The following is an 18,464-nucleotide window of genomic DNA, read 5'->3' on the forward strand; positions in this document are numbered from 1 at the left end:
AGATTGATGCCGTCCGCCAGAATGGCGGTGAGGAGCGCAAGCTTGTTGTCAACCGTCCGACCGCTGCGCAGATGGGTGAAGGTGTTGGAAAATCCCGTGCGGGCGTCCACCTCAAGCAACAGATCGGTGATGCGGATCGCAGGCAGACGTTATGGCGAGGAGTTGAAGGTGAAGTACCCTGACTTGTCAGATCTGGAATTTTGGTTCCGGGGGCCTGATGACACCGAGACTTATAAAATTCGCCGGTTTGATCGGAATCGAAGTGACGAACCCGCTTAGCGAAGAGTTTATCTCGCTCGAATTTCATCTGCGCAGCCTTGCGGCATCTTTCGACGGCGGCAGTCCGAACTGACGGGCATATTCCCGGCTGAACTGGTTCGGACTTTCATAGCCGACATAGAAAGCAACGGACGTTGCGTTCCCCTCCCCGGCAATCAGCAAGGATCGCGCATGGAGAAGGCGAACATGCTTCTGGTACTGGAGCGGGCTCAGCGCCGTTACTGCCTTGAAGTGGCGATGAAAGGCTGAGACGCTCAGCGCCGCCATTTCCGCCAGCGCCTCGACACGAAGCGGTTTGGTGAAATTCTGGCGTATCCATTGAGTGGCAATGCCAACCCGCGAAAGCGCGGTATCAGGGGTCGCAATATCCCGTAGCATCCAGCCGAGCGGGCCCTGCAGGACGCGAAAAAGGATTTCCCGCTCATAGGCCGGCGCAAGGGCAGCGATCTCGTTCGGGCGCTCCATCAGCCGGAGCATGCGAACCCAGGCATCCAGTAGGTCCGTCGTCACCGGTGCCACGGAAAAGCCGGTGCTGTAAAGTTCACCTCCGGCAGGTTTGGGCAGATCGACCAAAAGGTTCGCAACGATTGCCGGTTCCAGTGTCAGGCTGATCGCCAGATAAGGCTCTTGGTTCGCTGAAGTATACACTGAGCCAATGGCGGGCAGATCGATCGACATCACGAAATAGGTCGCGGGATCATAATGGAAGGTCCGGTCGCCGACGGTCATGGTCTTCGATCCGGTTAGAATAATATTGACCATCGGGTCGTAAACGGCGGCAAGCCTGTGCTCCGGGATCTCGCCCTGCACCATCGCGACGCGCGGAATGCCTGTCTCGGTACGGCGGTTCTCTGCCCTGGAGGCAAGTTGCCTGAGTTCTTGAAGCTGTGTGATCATGAAATTCGTTGTTTCACAACAATGCTGCGCAATCAACACGAAAGCAGAAATAGGCAATCTTCAGAGAGGATCGTGCGAGCGATCGCAAGCGGTCTGCGGCTATCTATTGCTTATCCAAATCGAAGGAGAAGCATATGAGCATCGTCATCATCACCGGCGGCAGCCGCGGTCTTGGGGCCAGTGCTGCGATCCAATGCGCCAAGCGCGGCATGGGGGTTATTCTCACCTACAACAATAACCCGGAAGCGGCAGAGAACGTAGTGCGGAGCATTGAAGCCGAGGGCGGCAAAGTTGCAGCTTTGAAGCTCGACGTCGGCGACAGCGGGTCGTTTGCCGCCTTCCGCGACACGGTGCGCGTTACGCTTGGCAAGGTCTGGGAAAGCAATCTTCTTTCATCGTTCTCCTCCATTCACGCGACATCAAAAGAGTTGCGGGTTGCGATGCGCCGAGCAGCCATCATGCCCGGACCTCCTGACGCTGGAAGGCGACATAGGCCAGGGTGAAGAGCAGGATCATGGCCGCGACCAGCCCTGAAAGCTGCGGCCAAACGACCAGCAGGCTTTGCATCGTCGGCAGCGGCGCTCCGGCGATGGCACCGTCGACCTGATCGAAGAACAGCGGGCCGACCGACCGGGCCGCCGGATTGAGCAGCATCGCCGTTACCTCTCCATAAAGTGTCTGCGGGGACAGCCGCGCGACCGCCTGCTGCGTTTGGTACTGCGTCACGACGGTCATCGGATCGAGAGGATCGATCGGCGCGACGGCGCTTGCTATCAACGGTGCGATCATGTTCCAGAAGACGGTCAGAACCAGCCAGACCGACAGCGCCGCGAGCGCTGAGGTCGCCGGCGAGCGGATTATGGTCGAGAATGCGATCGCCAGCGCCAGCCAGACACCGGCATAGGCGAGCGTGGTCGCAAGGTAAGCAATACCGCGCACGATGTCCGCGGCGGATGGCGGCAGGCCAAGCAGCAGAATGCCAAGCCCGGTCATCAGCAGCCAGAGCGTCAGCAGCGCGATCGTGATCACGAGAAGGCCCCCTAGGAGCTTGCCGAAAAGCACAGCATCTCGGTAGATTGGCTGCGCCAGCAACCGGCTCATCGTGCGGCGCGCGTATTCGCCATTGACCGCGTCGAATCCGAGCGCGATCGCCACCAGCGGCAGGAGAAACCCGAGGAAAGCTGCGAAGGAGGGCAGCGGTTCGCGCGCGACCGTGAGGAGTTTCAGGAACAAGAAGGGGTCCTCGGCGGTCGTTTCGGTAATGCGGCCGATGGCTCCGTAAACGGCGCCAATCGCGGTGAGCAGGACGAGCAGCATGATGAGATGCATGCGTGCGCTGGTCATGTGATCCGCAGCTTCCTTGAGCGTCACCGTTGCGGTGCCTTTGAATGGCGAGCCTTCACGCATCATGGGGGGCCTCCTTGAAGTAACGGCTGTAGGCTTGGTCGAGGCCGGCACGGTGCAGATCCAAATTCTTGAGCGAGCCGCCGGCCTCCATGACGAGGCGAGCGAGTTCCGGTCGCACATCGCGCTCGGCTTCGACCAGCCAATGTCCTGCGCGGCCCGGCACGATTGACTTCACGCCGGTGCTCGAATCGCCTAGCTTCGAAAGATCAATGCCGTCCACTTCGACATCGATGACAAAGGCGCCGCCGCCAGTTTTATCCGCCAGTTCCTCGAGGGTTCCGAAGAAGCCGATTTTGCCGTCGCTGAACAAGGCGATGCGGTGACAGACGGATTGCACGACGTTGAGCATGTGCGACGACAGCAGAATGGTCATGCCGTCGCGGCTCAGCGACTGGATCAGATCGAGCAATTCCTCAGTCGCTTGCGGATCCAGGCCGGAGGTAGGCTCGTCGAGAATGGCGACGCTGCAGTTGCGCATCAGCAGCTCCGCGAGGCCGAGCCGCTGGCGCATGCCGCGGGAATAGTTTCCGACCAGCCGGTCGGCTACGTCAGTCAGCCGCACCTTGTCCAGCGCCGCTGCGATACGCTCCTTGGCTAGGTCTGATGATAGGCCGGCGAGGCGAGCCGTATAGGTCAGGTTCTCGCGCGCTGACATGCTGTCGTAGAAGCCGACAGCATCTGGCAGATACCCGACCTCTCGCTTAACGTCGAGCGGTTGGCGCAGTGGATCCTTGCCGAGGATACGCACTTTTCCTTCCGTCGGCTCGGTCAAGCCCAACAGCATCAGGATCGTTGTCGTCTTGCCCGCACCGTTCGGTCCGAGCAGGCCCACAACATCACCGGCCGATACGGACAGGTCGATTCCGGCGACCGCGGTGACCCGGCCATACCGCTTGACGAGCCCCTTGGCTTCGATGACGATCGTGCTCATCGCCGTCCGTACCTCATTACCGCCATGCCAAGCACGAGCGCCGCCGCTGCGATGACGCCGAGACCCGCCATGCCCCAAACCGTCGAAGCGTTGACCTTTACGCGGAATTGCGCAGACTCCGATACAGGACCGCCGGTGGCGCGCACGGTAACCATGTAGTCGCCCGCGATCGCGCGTTCGGAGGGGGTAATCTTGACATTCACCTGGCTCGTGGCATCGGGCGCGATCATATTCACGCGTTCGGGCTCGAACTCGACTTTCCAGCCAGAAGGTGGATTGACCGCGAGCTCTATGTCGCTTGCGGGCGCGCTGCCTGTGTTGACAAGCGTAAAGGGGAAACGTGATTCCTTGCCGGCCACGGCCTCGCCCGAAAGCCGTTCCTGCGGGCCAGTCAGTGTAACCTCAGGCTGCCCGGTCACTTCGATGCTAAGTTCAGCCGAGGTGCTCGTTCCGCCGCCAGAAACCTCCATCACCACCGGATAGCGTCCGGCCGGCGCGGACCTCGGAGGCGTAACCTCCAAGGTCACGTTCTCGCTCGATCCCGCTTCGATCGGCAGGCCGGTGATTTCTTCCGAACCGTAGCCGCGTTTGAAGCGCGTCTGGAAACCCTCGGGAGCGTTTGCCACAAGGTTGAACAGACTTTCCTCGGCGCCGTCGTTGGTCACTTCCATCCTGAAGCTAAACGTCGAGCTGGCCGTGCCCCTGAGTGCCGGCAACTCGGACTTTAGCTCCAGGCCGGCGCCCTCGTCTGCGTTCGACAATTTCACTACCAGTGGGAGATCGGCGGTCGCATTGCCGTAACGCGCCTTAACGTCGATCGGGACGCTTTCGCCGCCAACACCCTCAGGCGGCGTCAGTTCTAGATTGACCTCTTCCGTCGCGTTGGGCGCAACGATGACCGCCGAAACCTCGCGGTTGCCGCCCTTGAGCRACCATTGCCAACCGTCAGGAACCCCAGACACTTGCAGGGATGCTCGCTGCGGCGGCAGGTTGGCGTTGCGTAGGGCCAACTGAATCGATTCAGTCTTGCCCGGACGGATCGCCAGTTCCGGGTGCGGCGTTGTTAGCCAGAAGCCGGTCAATTCAGGCGCTTGCTGCGGCTGCTGGGCAACCGCTTCAGCACACGCAAACGTCGCTGCTACAGCCAGGGCTGTAATCCATCGAGCAGATTTCCTCATCTCCTTCTCCCATCGATGTTAACGTCATGCGTCGGGCAACCACCTACCGGATCACCAGCAAGTGTTTCGACCCGGCGCGAAACAGATCGAGCACTATCGTGCCACTGGCGTTCTTTAACGCTGTCTCGAGTTCCGCCACGGTCGCGATAGGCCGGCGATTGGCAGCAACGATCACATCGCCCATGCGCAGACCGGCTCGGGCCGCAGCACTTCCATCTTCAACGCTGGAAACAACCACGTTGCCGGCCGCATCCTGGAACTCAGCGCCCTCAAGGCGAGCGGGCATGGCTCCAGGCTTGGCAATTGCCTCGTCCGGCTCGATGCGCATTGACACCGTTTTGCGAACCCGATCGCGCAGAAATTCGATTTCGACTTCCGATCCGACCTGAGCCAGGCCGACACGATTGCGGAGATCTGCCGAGCCCGTGATTTTGCGATTGTTGACGGCGATGATGACATCGCCAGCTCGAAGGCCCGCCTGTGCCGCGGGCGAATCTTGCTCAACGCTGCCGACGACGGCGCCGCAGCTTTCCGCAATGCTCAGCGCCTCGGCCAGGTCGGGCGTCAGGTCCTGGACGGAGATGCCGATCCGGCCGCGCCGCACTTCGCCATGCTCGATCAGTTGCTCCATCACGGCCGACGCCATCGCGATCGGAACCGCAAAGCCGATGCCGACATTGCCGCCGGTGGGCGCGATGATTGCGGTGTTGACGCCGACCAGCATGCCGTCTGTTGTCACCAGTGCGCCTCCCGAGTTGCCGGGATTGATCGAAGCACCCGTCTGGATGAAATCCTCATAGCCCTCGAGATTGATGCCGCCACGGCCAAGGGCGCTGACGATGCCGGAGGTGACGGTCTGGCCAAGCCCGAACGGATTGCCGATCGCGACAACGGAGTCGCCGACCCGCAGCGCACCGGAATCGCCAAACGGAAGCGCCGTCAGCTTGTCAGCGTCGATCCTCAGCAACGCTATATCCGTTGCCTTGTCGGTGCCGACCAATTCGGCCGTGAAGCGGCGGCGGTCCTTCAGGGTTACCGCAATCTCGCCGGCGTCCGCGACGACATGGTGATTGGTGAGGATATAGCCTTTGTCGGCGTCAACGATGACGCCGGAGCCCGCGCTCAGCCGCTGCTCCTGCTCAGGCAGGTTGAAATAGCGGCGGAAGAAGGGATCGTTGTAAAGAGGATTGGTTTCGGCGGAAGCGCGAGACCTTACTGCAATGTTGACGACCGCCGGCGTGACCTTCTCCAAGACATCAGCGAGCGGGGGTTGCGTGCTTGCCGACATCGCCGACTGCGGCCGCGCCGCCGGTAACGGCGCAGGAACCAGGATGAGGACGAGTGCGGCGAATACGCCAACATATTTCGACGAACGCGTGGTCATTTTTGGCCCCGAATTCTTCAGATCCTCCTTCGGTGCAGGGGGCGGGCCCTCGGGGCCAGCCTCATCGGAGCCACGATTTTGGCTCCTGCCAAACCAGCACCAGTCCGATATCGAAACGCCGCGCCGATTCAGGCGCAATGCATCTCTTACTTCACAAGTCTACCCAAAGCCCGCGCCCCGTCGGGGGCGCGGGCTTATCATTGCAGTCAGAAGTCCATGCCACCTCCCGGCATCGGCGGGAGCGGTGCATCCTTCTTCGGCTTCTCGGCGACCATTGCCTCGGTGGTGATCAGCAGGCCGGCGACCGAGGCCGCGTCCTGCAGCGCGGTGCGAACGACCTTGACCGGGTCGATCACGCCCTGATCGTAAAGATCACCGAATTCGTTCGTTTGCGCGTTCCAGCCATAGCCAAATTCGGTCTTCTCGCGCAGCTTGCCGACAATGATCGAGCCTTCGGCACCCGCGTTCTCGGCGATCTGGCGCACCGGCGCCTCGATCGCGCGGCGAACCAGGTCGATGCCGTGCCTTTGATCGGCATTCTCGGTCTGAGCGTTGTCCAGTGCTTTGACGGCTCTCAGCAAAGCGACGCCTCCGCCGGGCAACACGCCCTCCTCGACGGCCGCCCGCGTGGCGTGCATGGCGTCGTCGACGCGGTCCTTGCGTTCCTTCACCTCAACCTCGGTTGAGCCGCCGACGCGGATGACGGCAACGCCGCCGGCAAGCTTGGCCAGCCGCTCCTGCAACTTCTCGCGATCGTAGTCCGACGTGGTTTCCTCGATCTGCGCCTTGATCTGCGCGACGCGGCCGTCAATCTCTGTCTTTGAGCCAGCGCCGTCGACGATCGTCGTGTTGTCTTTTTCGACGACAATCTTGTTGGCGCGGCCAAGCATATTGAGGGTCACGTTCTCGAGCTTGATACCGAGATCTTCAGAGATCGCGGTTCCGCCAGTGAGGATCGCTATGTCCTCCAGCATCGCTTTGCGGCGGTCGCCGAAGCCCGGCGCTTTGACGGCAGCCACCTTCAGGCCGCCGCGCAGCTTGTTGACAACAAGCGTCGCCAGCGCCTCGCCTTCGACATCCTCGGCGATAATCAGCAGCGGCTTGCCTGATTGAACGACCGCTTCGAGAACCGGCAGCAATGTCTGCAGGTTCGAGAGCTTCTTTTCGTGGATCAGGATGTAGGGTTCCTCGAACTCAACCCGCATCTTCTCGGGGTTGGTGACGAAATACGGCGAGAGATAACCGCGATCGAATTGCATGCCTTCGACGACTTCCAGCTCCGTCACCGCGGTCTTGGCTTCCTCGACGGTGATCACTCCTTCGTTGCCGACCTTTTCCATCGCTTCTGCGAGGAAGCGGCCAATCTCGGTGTCGCCATTGGCCGAGATGGTGCCAACCTGGGCGATCTCGTCGTTCCTGGTGACTTTACGGGCGTTCCGCCGCAGTTCCTCGACCACAGCTTCGACTGCTTTGTCGATACCGCGCTTGAGGTCCATCGGGTTCATGCCCGACGCCACAGCCTTCGCACCTTCCTTGACGATCGCCTGAGCGAGAACAGTCGCGGTGGTGGTACCGTCACCAGCGATGTCACTGGTCTTCGAGGCAACCTCCCGCACCATCTGTGCGCCCATATTCTCGAACTTGTCCTCAAGCTCGATCTCCTTGGCGACGGTGACGCCGTCCTTGGTGATGCGGGGCGCGCCGTATGACTTGTCGATGACGACGTTACGGCCCTTTGGACCGAGCGTAACCTTGACAGCATTGGCGAGGATGTCGACGCCGCGCAGCATCTTTTCGCGGGCGTCGGAATGGAATTTCACTTCCTTGGCAGCCATTTTTCTACTCCTTCCTGAGGCAGCATTGCTCGTCAGCAGCGGGCGGGATCGGCACTAGGCTGCGTTTCTCGCTGCGGCGTCGACCTCGATCACGCCCATCACGTCCGATTCCTTCATGATCAGGAGATCTTCGCCACTGAGCTTGATCTCGGTGCCCGACCATTTGCCGAACAGAATGCGATCACCCACTTTCACATCGAGCGGACGCAACTGCCCGCTGTCGTCGCGCGCACCTGGGCCGGCCGCAACGACCTCACCTTCCTGTGGCTTTTCCTTTGCCGTGTCTGGAATGATGATGCCGCCGGCCGTTTTCTCCTCGGCCTCGATGCGGCGCACCAGGATTCGGTCATGCAAGGGACGGAACGTCATGTCGCTCTCCTCATGGACAAACAGATTTTTCAACAGGTCCTCCGCGCCGCATTCGGAGCGAAACCGACGCGGGGCGCCGATCCTTTCGGCATCGCGCGCAAATCGATCTGGTTTCTGATATTTGGAGTTTCAAGAGGGGACCGGAAATTTTTTAGCACTCTAGCCTATCGAGTGCTACCGGCATGAATTGATGGGTCTATTTCACGTCGCTGGTGGTTGGAGGGTGTGGCTGCCTCTTGACGCAAGGCATCATGATCCCCACCTCATTCTCATCGACGCCCAAGTGGGTCGACACCAGTCCGGGAGCCCCAAGCTTCTTAGCGCTCCCTCGTACCTATGTTTCGACGAAGTCTTCCGCGGCCTCGGCCCGCCATCGTTGCTCGGTGGCACGTCGCCCTTCAATGGTTCGTGGCCGCACGTGGAAATCGAGGAGAATGACAACGAAATCCGCCTGATCGCGGAGGTACCAGGCGTCGATCCAGACAACATCGAGGTGCTGCTGGAAGATGGCGTGCTTACGCTTCGCGGCGAGAACAAATCGGAGACTGAGGACAAGGATCGCCGGTTCAGCGAGCGCTACTACGGGCGCTTCGAACGGCGGCTGGCCCTTGGTCGCCAAGTCGATGAGGACAAGGTCGCCGCAACGTTCAAGAACGGTCTGCTCACCTTGACGCTGCCGAAGACCGAAAAGGCGCGAGCCAACGTCAAGCGGATCACGATCGACAGCACCAAATAATACCGACCGCCGCAAGCCAGCCGGGTGCTAACGTGCCCGGCTGGTTATTCGCGTGGCAAAAACCGATGACGTGGTTGACGGAACCCCTTGCACGCATTTTTCGCCCGTCACGCTCTGTGATGACTTCGGCGCGCGTCTCGGGGCGACCTTGGCTGCTGGTATTCGAACGGCAAGCCCCACCCGTCATCGACTATCTGATGGGCTACACTGGCGGGAGTGACACGCTGACTCAGGTTGAACTGCATTTCCCAACCCGCGATGCCGCCATTGCCTACGCAAAGCGACAGAAACTGAATTGCACCGTCGTAGACGACAGGGGCCGCCGTCCCTAGTTTTCGTTGATATCGCCGGCAAGCTCTACCATTCAATCCCCGTTGCTGCGCGATCGGCGCATCGATCGGCATCGCCAATTTTCGGAAGAGCCCGCCGCTGAAGCGGCGGGCCGTGCTCTCCTTTTCTCGATCATACATGTGCATGCGAGTTCCACCGATAGTCCCAGAGTGCCCAGGCTGACACGGCGGTGACGAGCACGCCGAGGACCACATGGGTCCACATCGCGTTCATGTTCGCCGCGAATTGAAGCAGCCAGGGCGAGACCATCAGCCAGGAGAAGGTGCGGCTCAACCGCACCACAGCCTACCGCTCCTCCAGGCCTAAAAGCGGCCGCCGGAACAATAATGAAAAGCGAAAGCTGGCACCGTGCCGTCTGAAGAAGGCATTCTCTCGATGTGAACTGAATTCCCAGTCCGTATATCTTTGACGGGCCGCCTCATATGAGAACCGCCCGTCGGAAAGCTGGCAAGTCTTTGAAGCAGGCGCCCAGATAACTCCGTCAGATATCGTACCGCGAATCGAGCTCTCGCAGGGCAGACCGAACCTCATCGATTGAAACCGGCTCAGGCGTTCCTGGCATATGACGGAGAGCTGGCTTCGAATCTATCGCGTAAAAGTCCGAAGCCCACGCGGCGAGAATGGCCCGTTTATCATCGACAGAAAGTGCAGGAGCCTTCACCACATCCATTGGACGTCGAAACGGCGACCAGTGAGATGCTAGAACTTCCGGTCCGATGTTCACGGCAGTTGCGGCAATCTGCTTAAACATATCGTCCATCATCGGTTCACCTCAGCTTACGTGTGGATCCCGACTCCACCTCGGATAAGTCGCCGTTACCGGGTCAGTTTCCGGCGCCAGCAGATCGTGTTTTTCCGCAAAGGCGGCAAACAACCCACGTGCGGTCTCAGCTTCGATCTCGCCGCGCAAGGCGGCGCGGCACGCCTTGCGCGCAACCGAATGCGGACCATCCCTGAGTGATATCGGCCACTCGACCAGATGGCGGTAAGCGTCCATCACGCTTCTCACGTCCGTCGGAAATCCAAGGCCGACGAGAATACGCACAGGGTTCTCGAACATATCGGGTTTCATAACTCTCTCCTTTCCAACCCGCGATGTTGCAGCACGCCACTACAGCGTCGCCCTCCGGTGGAAACTTGCTCAAGCGGCGCTCTGGGCTTCGATCTGCGGCGCGGCGTCCGGCCGTCCGAGAGCGGAACCGCTTTGAATGCTGACCTTGCGCGGTTTCAATGCCTCCGGAATCTCCCGGACGAGATCGATGGTCAGCAGACCATTGTTCAATCCCGCTCCACTCACCCTGACATGGTCGGCAAGCTCGAAACGATGTTCGAACGGGCGGCCGGCGATGCCTCGGTGCAGGTAGGCTTCGGACGGAGAATCCTGCTTCTTGCCAATAACGGTGAGAAGATTGGTCTGGAACGTTATGTCGAGGTCGCCTTCGGCGAAGCCGGCTACCGCAATCGAGATGCGGTAGCTGTCGTCACCCGTCTTGACAATGTCATAGGGCGGCCAATCGCTGGTCGAACGGTCGCGCTGGGCGTTTTCCAGAAGGTTGAAGAGCCGGTCGAAGCCAACGCTCGATCGAAAGAGAGGTGTGTAGTCGTAAGATGTTGCCATAGCCATATCCTCCTAAAAGCAACATGGGTATGGAGCGCCGAAAGACGGCGCTTCCAGCATTGCCAGCCCTGTTGTCAGCGGCTGGCGGCAAATGATCTGGTATCTGAGAAATCCGGCTTCAAGTGCTGCCTTGGAGAATTTTCGCAAATCTCAGTGCAGCTTGAACTCACCTTCAATACGGCGCCATTCGTTCGGCTGGATCAGGCACCGATGCGTATAGCGAACGGAATGCAGCGGGCCGTCGAGATTGACTTGCCAGATTTCTGGTAGGCAGTCAGTGTTAGCGGCAGAAGGCTCAGATCGGCAAAATCTTGCGCAAGCGACGGAAGCCATCAAATCGGACGCAGCCTATGTCGATAGATATCGCGACCATTAGACGTATTGCCCGCCTTGCCCGTCTCGCACTCAGCGAAGACGAGGCTGAAAAAATGTGTGGCGAGCTGAACGAAATTCTGACCTTCATCGAGCAACTTTTGGAGGTTGATGTCGAAGGCATCCCTCCGATGACCTCGGTTGTGCCAACAACCATGAAAATGCGCCAGGACGTCGTGACCGAAGGCAATCATGCCGAAGAGATCGTGGCGAATGCACCTCTCAGTGAGCGCAACTTCTTCCTGGTCCCCAAGATTCTCGAGTAAGCACAGACAGCCTCGGGCCTTGGAGCATTTCACGGCCGGCGATCGCCAAACGATGCGCCCCTTTGCGTGGCGCGTGTTAGCGGCTTGAGATTTCCGGCCCACATCCGATGCTTCGAAAGCTTGCCGATCTCGTTTGTGATCGAATGATGTGTCATGGCGAAGGTCCTGTCGTTTTGCGCTTAATCAGGTTCTTCCTCAATTTGTGTGGTTCACTCACCGTTAGACATGATGCCGCTATGGGCGGGGATGCAAACGAAAACGAAATGATCGCCCGGCCCAGGGGCAAAAGTCCTGGGTGTCGCGCCCACTGCTGATGACAGTTGGGTTGTTTCTGCTGCCGGTCCAGGGTTCGGCATTTGCCCTGATTGCGGCCGGCGGACTCGAAATCGGCATGGCTGGTCCAACCGGAGCCTTCAGGATCTGCCGGTCCAAGGAAAGGCAGTAACGGTTACCGTGCACGCCATGCACAAGGAGGGTCTGTCCTGTTCGGAGAAGGCGAAATTCTCAAGGAAGCGCTCGAGATTGCCACCGGCCCCAAAAAAACATCTGTTGCGCTCGCTGTCATTGCCGAATGGCACGTCGCGGTGACGGCGGTGTGCGAGACTTTGGGTGTTGCCCGGTCAAACATGGCAGAACGTGCAAAGCAGATCCCTTCCAAAGCCCGTGGACGGCCGCCGCTTGCTGATCGGGGACTGGTTGAAGAGATCAAACCGATCATCGCCGACATGCCGACCTGCGGCTATCGCCGGGTTCACGCCATTTTGCTCACCAACGGGGGGCGTGCCTGGCCAAATGCCAAGCGCGTCTGTCGAGTGATGAAGCTGCATGGGCTGCTTCTTCAGTGCCATACCGGTGCTATCGATGCCCGCCTCCATGATGGCCGTGTTGCGGTCGAAGTGTCAAACCTTCGGTGGTGCTCAGTGCGCATTCCGGTGAAGTCGGCCGCTGATTCCGAAACGAAGCCGGCCACCTATTCCGATCGCACCGGCTATCGCCACTATCGCTCCGACCCGGCGATCTGCCGCGACTGCCCGTTGTTGGCCGCCTGCACATCAAACGCCGCTGCGACCCGCACCGTCACCCGTCATGTCTGGGCCGATGCAGCGCGAGCGCGCCTGACGTCCTGGGGCAAGGCRATCTAYAAGCGCCGCAAGGMGACGGTCGAGCGCTCGTTTGCCGAYGCCAAGCAGCTTCACGRKCATCGCTATGGTCCTGACCAGGGCCCCGAACCCAAGGCCCGGCGCGCCGCGACGACACATACAAGCCGCCGCAATCCACTCGACAGCGCAAACCCCAAAACAAAAACCCGCCGAAAATATCGACGGGCTTGTCAGCAGTCTGAGCCCGCCGCTGAAGCGGCGGGCTCAGACTCCAATTCTCGATCATGCGTGGGCATGCGGGTTCTGCCGATTGTCCCAAAGCGCCCAGGCCGACACGGCGGCGACGAGCGCTCCAAGGACCACGTGGGTCCACATCGCGTTCATGTTCGCCGCGAATTGAAGCAGCCAGGGCGAGACGATCAGCCAGACCCCGAGCACCAGGCTCGACCACTCTTCCCACTCAGCAAACGCCGACAGCGCGGCGACCGCCAGAGCGGCGAGCAAGATTCCGACAATCCATGCGTTCCACGCCGGTATGGTTTCGCTGGCGAAGCCGAGCACCCAAGGTGAAACGAACAGGGCGACTGCGAGAACCAGATTGAGCCAATCCTGTGCTTTCTTGCTTTCCATCAGTCCATTTTCCATGACAACCTCCACGAATGAAGCTTGATCGACGGTGTTCTCGCGTGCTGTGCACGCTGCGCGAAACGATGTAATTTTGCGAAATACGATCTTCAAGAGCCCGATTATCTCCGTGGGCTGCAGCTACCACGACTAAGGCGATTGTGATCGACTGTCTCGGCAGATCGACGATCTTTGCGTAGGCGAACAGTGGCGGAACACCCTTGGAGGAAAGCCCGCGACGAAAGAGCGCGGCCATGCTCTCGAACCCGCGGTCCGCCCCGGACCTTTGAGTTTGCATATAAGCGTGGATGCATAATGCACGCTCCACCCCTTGAACTCGCCAAGCCGCGAGAATAAATCTTTGACGGGCGCCATCCAAAAGCGCTTTCCTTGTTGAAAACCAACGAATTCAGTGAGGTGGAAATGCACACGACGATGTTTGACCGACCAGTCTACCTGCGTGAAAGGAAGGATCTGGTCCTCGAAATCACAAACCTGGACGACGCGATCGATTTCCTCGAGGAGTGGTCCAAAGGAGATCGCGATATCATTCATGACGCGACCCTGAAGACCTGCTACCTGGCACATGACGGCCACAAACCAGTTCAGGTGGCGCGCGACGCGCTCCGCTCGTTTGCGCACAAGAAGGGCATCCTTGTGAAAGCTCCCGCGGTGTTGCCGTGGATGATCAAGGCCAAACCGGGCGGCGGTCGAGTACACCCGTAAACCGGCTTTCTGGAGTGGGGGCCGCGCTCGCGGCCTCTCTAGCTTAGCTAGCGCGGTAAGCAGCGCTTGTTGCGTGGTTTTCAAGGTAGGCTGGCGCGGGCGGCAGTGAGCCTGCCTCCGAAACCGCTTTCCTCCCGTGGAAGCCATCGATAGCGCAGAGCTTCAACCAGTAGCAGCAGCGCGAAGGCAGGCGATGCCAAGCGGCGGCTCGGATAGTAGAGGTGATCTCCAGGACGAGGGACACCAGTCCGCTAGTGCCTGGATCAACCGTCCTTTCTTCACGAGCGGACCCAGGTGGTCGCACGGCAGGCAGGTAGGCCGCACCCGTCGAGGGCGGCGTCGAAACGACGTATTTTTGCGGAAACTGATCTTCAAGAGCCCGATTGTCACTGTGATGGGGCAGCCAACCATGAGTGATGAGATCTACGCCCCGCACCCTCCGTCCGCACGGTGGCCCAGGGGCCGTAAAGGCGAACGTGGGCCTGACACGATCAACCGAAATGCCCGGACATCGCGTCTGGCGGCTCTATCAGAACGCTTTAAGGGTGATGGCGAATTGCTCCGGTGCGCCGGAGCGAATGCTCGAAAGGCTGGGGCACTAAGAAGTGCCCCAGCCCAGCCATTCTAGGTAAGCGAGCGTTGACCGCCGGTACCTGTTTTCGCCCCGGGCGGTCCATCCGCGCCTATCGACATGCCCGCGTCTCGGCAGGCGTCCATAAACGCTTCGCGCGCGATGGCGACTGGCGTCATTCGGTTTAGAGCACGGCGGCACGTTTGAACCGCCCGATTGTATTTTCTGCCGCGATAGATGGCCCAATCCCCTTCGAGGAAATCGAGCACGTCGTTGACAGAAGCGAAGACCTGGGACGCCCCGTCCTTCATGTGAACGGTGACGGGAGTCATCCAAACCAATTCCGGGTTGAGCATGATGTCCTCCTTTCGCATTCAAGCCGGATGAAAAGGAAGTAAAAAAATATCGGCGCAGACAGAGCAGATTTCAAGTCTTCCAACCCACCACGTGTCGACGTCGATTAACGATCCGAGCGAACAGATCGCCGCCTGCCCCCCCCCTCAACACACCCGGTTCACGGTGTAGGCGCGGGGTATCCTTGCCTGCGCCGTGACAGTCGACGATCTTCGCACAGAAGAACCGATCGGGACGAACCCTGACGAAGGAAGCCCACCATGGCCACCACGGACGATCAGCGCGAAATCCAACGTTGCTATGATCTTGGCGCAAACGTCTACATCACCAAGCCCGTCGACTACGACGGTTTCGCCCATGCGATCCGATAGCTCGGCTTGTTCTTTTCGGTGATGCAGATTCCAAGGCCGTCTCGCTTGGTGTTGTTGTGACCGAACTTGTGACCAACGCATTCAAGTATGCCTACGAATCGCGAGCCGTTGGCGAAATCGGGTTCGCCTCGTTCGAAGGGAGGACATCGCCGTGCTGGTCGTCGAGGACGACGGGATAGGCTGGAATGGCGAAGGAGATGCGAAGGGGACCGGCCTGGGCAGCAAGATCGTTCGCGCGATGGCGACGAATCTTGGAAGCATCGTGCGCTACGAGCCCTTATCCGCTGGCACGCGCGCAAGCCTTGACTTTTCCCCGTGATTGATCTCGTTCCGGGGTAGGCTCGGCCCCGGCACTCGTCTCGCTGACACGTCTTCACACGGCATGACGGCCATATTTGTTGGAGGCTGGCATCACGACAGGGAACCGGTCTTCAAGTGGACCGTCTGCTCTTCCAAGCCCCTCGCGGCTCCTGTGACTTTCGATGCCGTCATGGATGCGCTTCGCCGGCTCGATGAATTCTGCGCCCCAGGGCCTCGACCAGCCTCTTTCAAACGAGAAGGGTCGATAACGGAGCTGCTGACACAAAACGAGGAGACGAACCTTAGCCGGTTGAATTGCTGGCTGGCTGCGAACGCCAACCTTCCGATGAGGTTTCCCGCCAACCGGGCATCGCGGAGCGGGCGAATTTCGGCACGAATTTTCCGGCTTGGCGCTCCGTCATGACTTCGGCACGCGTCGGCAACCTAGGGTTGGTGTTTGAACGCACCCTTCATTGGTGGGCTACACAGGAGGGGATCATCATACGCCCAGGTCGAGCTTAAATTTCCCTGACGGGAGGCAGGCGGCCATAGCCTTCGCCGAGAGGCAAGAGCCCGAACTGCGCATCCACCAGAACGGCCTTGCCCGAGCGCTCGATCACGTCCCCGCGAGCCACGGAGAAGCTGATCCAGGCACCGGCCAGGAAGCGATCAAAGCGCAAAAAGCCAGGCCGCTCGTTTCAGTGAGATCAGAGGCCGACCGAGCAAAGATTGATCCACTCTCAAGCACGTCGGCCCTTGAAACGCGCGTTTTGCTCACCTACCTCATTCTTGCCGGATGCCCCTCTCGGATCCTGGCACGGGAACGATGGTCCACTCATGCGTTGGACCGGGTTCGGTTCATATCGCTTCGCAAGGAGGATATGGTCCGGCGTCTGCCCGACCCCCCACCTTCTTGCGTAGCGCGCTGTGCGATCGACCGTCTCGGTCTTCTCATCGTCTCGTCCCGACAGCCTCCGATCCATTCGGCCCCCGGCCTGCACGTGCTTGGCACGTCGCAAGCAACATCGCTGATTAGGAAACGAAGGAGGAAGCACATGCTGGTATCGGATTTTGGCCGCATCGGGTTCGACCCGTTTCTGGAAATGCGGCGCATGCAGCAGGAAATGAATCAGCGCTTGTCCGACATGACAGCCAAAGCCGCCCAGGAGTTTCCACCCGTCAACCTCTGGATGGGTGAGGACAGCGTGGCGGTGACTGCTGAATTGCCTGGGATCGCGCCTGACGATGTCGATCTCACGGTTCGCGAGAACACCTTGACATTGACGGGCGAACGCGGATCGCCGGCGGAGGACGAGAAATCCGTCTGGCACCGGCGCGAGCGAGTGTACGGAAACTTCTCTCGAACGGTGCAATTGCCTTTCCGCGTCGATCCGGAACAGGTCGAGGCGCGTTTCGCCAACGGGCTACTCGAAGTCGAATTGCACCGGCCTGAGACGGATCGGCCGAAGAAGATCCAGATCAAAGGATAAGGAGGCAAACATGGCTCAGGAACTGAAAACGACCGAGCGCCGGGTCCCAAGCAAGCTTGACGGTGGCGAACCGACCCGTTCGCGCCCGGTGTTTGTCCCGCGCACCGATATCTATGAGACAGAGGACAATGTCGTTGTTCTCGTCGACATGCCCGGCGTCGCCTCGGAGGGTGTCGACATCACCCTCGAGAAGCGGACGCTGGCGATTCGCGGCTACGCGACGGACCAGCAGCATGACAACTATCGCCAAATTTACGCCGAATATGGCGCGGGCAATTATGAGCGCGTCTTCACGCTGTCCGAGGATATCGATCGGGACAGTATCGAGGCATCGCAGAAGAACGGCGTCCTGCGGCTGGTCCTCCCGAAGGCCGCGCCGGCCAAGGCGAGAAAGATCCAGTTGAAGATGGCGTAGTTCGTCCGGAGAAAGGAGGTTGACCATGCAGATTAGAGATCTGATCCCCTGGGGCAACAACAAGGGAAGCGAAATTGCGAAGTCAGACGATGGAAACCCCGTCTTTTCTTTGCAGCGCGATGTGAACCGTATCTTCGAGGACTTCTGGAAGCGGTTCGATCAACCGTTCGGCGCTTTCGGGCGCTGGGATACCGGTGGGCCGCGAACGGACATCGCCGAAACCGAGAGTGCGCTCGAGGTTTCGGTGGAACTTCCTGGAATCGATCAGAAGGACGTCGATGTCTCCCTGACGGACAGCGCGCTCACGATCAAGGGAGAAAAAAAGAGTGAGCAGGAAGAGAGCAAGAAGGGGTATCACTTGTTGGAACGCTCATACGGGTCGTTCTATCGCTCGATCCCGCTCCCGTCGGGCGTCGATACGGACAAGGCCGCCGCGCAATTCAAGAATGGTGTCCTGACTGTGACGCTCCCAAAAACGGAGGAAGCGCTGTCGCGCGTGAGGAAGATCGAGGTGAAGTCGACCTGACATCGACTTCACGGTCGTGAGATGCGGCGGACGAGATCCGTCGCATCTCTTACGATTACTGGATGCGTCTCGTCCGGGGATACGCCATGAGCGAAGCGCGGGCGCGGGCGAGATCTTCGCGGGCGACGGTCAACATCGCGTCTGCCGTATCCAGAGCCGCGAAAGCAGCCGCAGTCGGATTGGGCCGTTCCGCAGTGATGCGAACCCAGGCGCGATCGATTTCAGCAAGAGCCGCGCGAACATTCGCGATCGCTCGTTCAATGGCATCGTAGAGAGCAATCTCCTCTTCGGAGACTATTCGCGAATTGTCACCGGTCATCGATCTTTTTCCGGCCACACCGGTCCATTGTGCTGCTCGAATGGC

22 protein-coding genes and 9 pseudogenes are annotated in these 18,464 nt (G+C 59.8%); 13 read left to right on the top strand and 18 right to left on the bottom strand.

The genetic code is table 11. From position 1 onward, the window contains the following. Together AC1DE4_RS28485 and AC1DE4_RS28490 are read right to left on the bottom strand one after the other, a co-directional pair. Positions 1-146: pseudogene (locus tag AC1DE4_RS28485) on the bottom strand (Tn3 family transposase); the annotation flags it as partial. A 157-nt stretch (positions 147-303) separates the two neighbouring features. Next, complete coding sequence (locus tag AC1DE4_RS28490) at positions 304-1,176, bottom strand: AraC family transcriptional regulator (RefSeq protein WP_477884190.1); 873 nt, start codon at positions 1,174-1,176, stop codon at positions 304-306. Positions 1,177-1,310: 134 nt separating this feature from the next. Between AC1DE4_RS28490 and AC1DE4_RS28495 the strand changes: the two genes are divergently transcribed. Further along, positions 1,311-1,679, top strand: coding sequence for an SDR family NAD(P)-dependent oxidoreductase (locus tag AC1DE4_RS28495; RefSeq protein WP_060585923.1), 369 nt, complete (start codon positions 1,311-1,313; stop codon positions 1,677-1,679). Here AC1DE4_RS28495 and AC1DE4_RS28500 read toward each other — a convergent pair. The 6 genes from AC1DE4_RS28500 to AC1DE4_RS28525 all read right to left on the bottom strand — a co-directional run bounded on the left by AC1DE4_RS28500 (position 1,633) and on the right by AC1DE4_RS28525 (position 8,280). Beyond that, entirely contained in the window at positions 1,633-2,586 is a 954-nt protein-coding gene (locus AC1DE4_RS28500) for an ABC transporter permease (protein ID WP_477884192.1), read from the bottom strand. The two genes, AC1DE4_RS28495 and AC1DE4_RS28500, sit on opposite strands and share 47 nt — an antisense overlap. Next, positions 2,576-3,514: an ABC transporter ATP-binding protein gene (locus tag AC1DE4_RS28505; protein WP_477884194.1), complete on the bottom strand. Its 939-nt coding sequence runs from the start codon at positions 3,512-3,514 to the stop codon at positions 2,576-2,578. Before AC1DE4_RS28505 ends, AC1DE4_RS28500 begins: the two co-directional genes overlap by 11 nt. Beyond that, positions 3,511-4,692, bottom strand: a complete 1,182-nt coding sequence (locus AC1DE4_RS28510) for a COG1470 family protein (protein ID WP_477884196.1) — start codon at positions 4,690-4,692, stop codon at positions 3,511-3,513. Before AC1DE4_RS28510 ends, AC1DE4_RS28505 begins: the two co-directional genes overlap by 4 nt. A gap of 43 nt (positions 4,693-4,735) precedes the next feature. Beyond that, the gene (locus AC1DE4_RS28515; protein WP_477884198.1) at positions 4,736-6,076 is read right to left on the bottom strand and encodes a Do family serine endopeptidase; all 1,341 of its coding nucleotides are present in this window, start codon (positions 6,074-6,076) and stop codon (positions 4,736-4,738) included. Positions 6,077-6,282: 206 nt separating this feature from the next. Further along, a complete protein-coding gene (groL, locus tag AC1DE4_RS28520) occupies positions 6,283-7,911 on the bottom strand; it encodes a chaperonin GroEL (RefSeq protein ID WP_113472166.1) in 1,629 nt (542 codons plus the stop codon). A 54-nt stretch (positions 7,912-7,965) separates the two neighbouring features. Further along, positions 7,966-8,280 (bottom strand): co-chaperone GroES, encoded by a 315-nt coding sequence (locus tag AC1DE4_RS28525; RefSeq protein WP_477884201.1) that lies wholly within the window; start codon positions 8,278-8,280, stop codon positions 7,966-7,968. 190 nt (positions 8,281-8,470) lie between these two features. On the opposite strand from AC1DE4_RS28525, the gene AC1DE4_RS28530 reads away from it, so the two are divergent. Both AC1DE4_RS28530 and AC1DE4_RS28535 read left to right on the top strand, forming a co-directional pair. Further along, entirely contained in the window at positions 8,471-9,016 is a 546-nt protein-coding gene (locus tag AC1DE4_RS28530; protein ID WP_477884203.1) for an Hsp20/alpha crystallin family protein, read from the top strand. A gap of 65 nt (positions 9,017-9,081) precedes the next feature. Then, entirely contained in the window at positions 9,082-9,348 is a 267-nt protein-coding gene (locus tag AC1DE4_RS28535; RefSeq protein ID WP_477884205.1) for an NADH dehydrogenase ubiquinone Fe-S protein 4, read from the top strand. Positions 9,349-9,478: 130 nt separating this feature from the next. Here AC1DE4_RS28535 and AC1DE4_RS28540 read toward each other — a convergent pair. The 5 genes and pseudogenes from AC1DE4_RS28540 to AC1DE4_RS28560 form a co-directional block, all read right to left on the bottom strand. Next, positions 9,479-9,622: pseudogene (locus tag AC1DE4_RS28540) on the bottom strand (SPW repeat protein); the annotation flags it as partial. A gap of 226 nt (positions 9,623-9,848) precedes the next feature. Then, a complete protein-coding gene (locus tag AC1DE4_RS28545) occupies positions 9,849-10,130 on the bottom strand; it encodes a hypothetical protein (RefSeq protein WP_060585934.1) in 282 nt (93 codons plus the stop codon). 9 nt (positions 10,131-10,139) lie between these two features. Then, complete coding sequence (locus tag AC1DE4_RS28550; RefSeq protein ID WP_477884207.1) at positions 10,140-10,439, bottom strand: DUF982 domain-containing protein; 300 nt, start codon at positions 10,437-10,439, stop codon at positions 10,140-10,142. Between the two features lie 69 nt (positions 10,440-10,508). Beyond that, complete coding sequence (locus AC1DE4_RS28555) at positions 10,509-10,985, bottom strand: Hsp20 family protein (protein WP_060585936.1); 477 nt, start codon at positions 10,983-10,985, stop codon at positions 10,509-10,511. A 150-nt stretch (positions 10,986-11,135) separates the two neighbouring features. Next, positions 11,136-11,249: pseudogene (locus AC1DE4_RS28560) on the bottom strand (protein usg); the annotation flags it as partial. Positions 11,250-11,335: 86 nt separating this feature from the next. On the opposite strand from AC1DE4_RS28560, the gene gatC reads away from it, so the two are divergent. The 4 genes and pseudogenes from gatC to AC1DE4_RS28580 all read left to right on the top strand — a co-directional run. Continuing rightward, positions 11,336-11,623 carry an Asp-tRNA(Asn)/Glu-tRNA(Gln) amidotransferase subunit GatC gene (gatC, locus tag AC1DE4_RS28565; protein WP_060585941.1) on the top strand — a complete coding sequence of 96 codons (288 nt, stop codon included), beginning with the start codon at positions 11,336-11,338 and terminating at the stop codon, positions 11,621-11,623. 291 nt (positions 11,624-11,914) lie between these two features. After that, positions 11,915-12,073, top strand: a pseudogene (locus tag AC1DE4_RS28570) (transposase family protein); the annotation flags it as partial. Continuing rightward, positions 12,073-12,543 (top strand): annotated as a pseudogene (locus tag AC1DE4_RS28575) (IS3 family transposase); the annotation flags it as partial. The pseudogenes AC1DE4_RS28570 and AC1DE4_RS28575, both read left to right, overlap by 1 nt. Positions 12,544-12,597: 54 nt before the next feature. Further along, positions 12,598-12,831 (top strand): annotated as a pseudogene (locus tag AC1DE4_RS28580) (transposase); the annotation flags it as partial. A 174-nt stretch (positions 12,832-13,005) separates the two neighbouring features. Here the strand turns inward: AC1DE4_RS28580 and AC1DE4_RS28585 are convergent. Further along, the gene (locus AC1DE4_RS28585; RefSeq protein WP_060585946.1) at positions 13,006-13,368 is read right to left on the bottom strand and encodes an SPW repeat protein; all 363 of its coding nucleotides are present in this window, start codon (positions 13,366-13,368) and stop codon (positions 13,006-13,008) included. Positions 13,369-13,770: 402 nt separating this feature from the next. Between AC1DE4_RS28585 and AC1DE4_RS28590 the strand changes: the two genes are divergently transcribed. Continuing rightward, positions 13,771-14,073: a DUF982 domain-containing protein gene (locus tag AC1DE4_RS28590; RefSeq protein ID WP_477884210.1), complete on the top strand. Its 303-nt coding sequence runs from the start codon at positions 13,771-13,773 to the stop codon at positions 14,071-14,073. Positions 14,074-14,153: 80 nt separating this feature from the next. On the opposite strand, the pseudogene AC1DE4_RS28595 reads toward AC1DE4_RS28590, so the two are convergent. Together AC1DE4_RS28595 and AC1DE4_RS28600 are read right to left on the bottom strand one after the other, a co-directional pair. Further along, positions 14,154-14,355, bottom strand: a pseudogene (locus AC1DE4_RS28595) (hypothetical protein); the annotation flags it as partial. A 342-nt stretch (positions 14,356-14,697) separates the two neighbouring features. Continuing rightward, a complete protein-coding gene (locus AC1DE4_RS28600) occupies positions 14,698-15,000 on the bottom strand; it encodes a DUF982 domain-containing protein (RefSeq protein ID WP_246733610.1) in 303 nt (100 codons plus the stop codon). 261 nt (positions 15,001-15,261) lie between these two features. On the opposite strand from AC1DE4_RS28600, the pseudogene AC1DE4_RS28605 reads away from it, so the two are divergent. Beyond that, a pseudogene (locus AC1DE4_RS28605) lies at positions 15,262-15,369 on the top strand (response regulator); the annotation flags it as partial. Positions 15,370-15,392: 23 nt separating this feature from the next. Further along, positions 15,393-15,688 (top strand): annotated as a pseudogene (locus AC1DE4_RS28610) (ATP-binding protein); the annotation flags it as partial. A gap of 499 nt (positions 15,689-16,187) precedes the next feature. Here AC1DE4_RS28610 and AC1DE4_RS28615 read toward each other — a convergent pair. Then, positions 16,188-16,349, bottom strand: coding sequence for a hypothetical protein (locus AC1DE4_RS28615; RefSeq protein ID WP_477884212.1), 162 nt, complete (start codon positions 16,347-16,349; stop codon positions 16,188-16,190). 375 nt (positions 16,350-16,724) lie between these two features. Between AC1DE4_RS28615 and AC1DE4_RS28620 the strand changes: the two genes are divergently transcribed. The 3 genes from AC1DE4_RS28620 to AC1DE4_RS28630 are packed head-to-tail and all read left to right on the top strand — an operon-like array spanning position 16,725 to position 18,100. Then, positions 16,725-17,159, top strand: a complete 435-nt coding sequence (locus AC1DE4_RS28620) for an Hsp20/alpha crystallin family protein (protein ID WP_169680748.1) — start codon at positions 16,725-16,727, stop codon at positions 17,157-17,159. A gap of 10 nt (positions 17,160-17,169) precedes the next feature. Continuing rightward, positions 17,170-17,574, top strand: a complete 405-nt coding sequence (locus AC1DE4_RS28625) for an Hsp20/alpha crystallin family protein (RefSeq protein ID WP_169680751.1) — start codon at positions 17,170-17,172, stop codon at positions 17,572-17,574. Between the two features lie 25 nt (positions 17,575-17,599). Further along, positions 17,600-18,100 (top strand): Hsp20/alpha crystallin family protein, encoded by a 501-nt coding sequence (locus AC1DE4_RS28630; protein WP_477884215.1) that lies wholly within the window; start codon positions 17,600-17,602, stop codon positions 18,098-18,100. Between the two features lie 55 nt (positions 18,101-18,155). Here AC1DE4_RS28630 and AC1DE4_RS28635 read toward each other — a convergent pair whose 3' ends face one another. Further along, complete coding sequence (locus tag AC1DE4_RS28635) at positions 18,156-18,419, bottom strand: hypothetical protein (protein WP_113515276.1); 264 nt, start codon at positions 18,417-18,419, stop codon at positions 18,156-18,158. Positions 18,420-18,464 lie beyond the last annotated feature (45 nt).

The organism is Rhizobium sp. 10N414 (assembly GCF_056394785.1).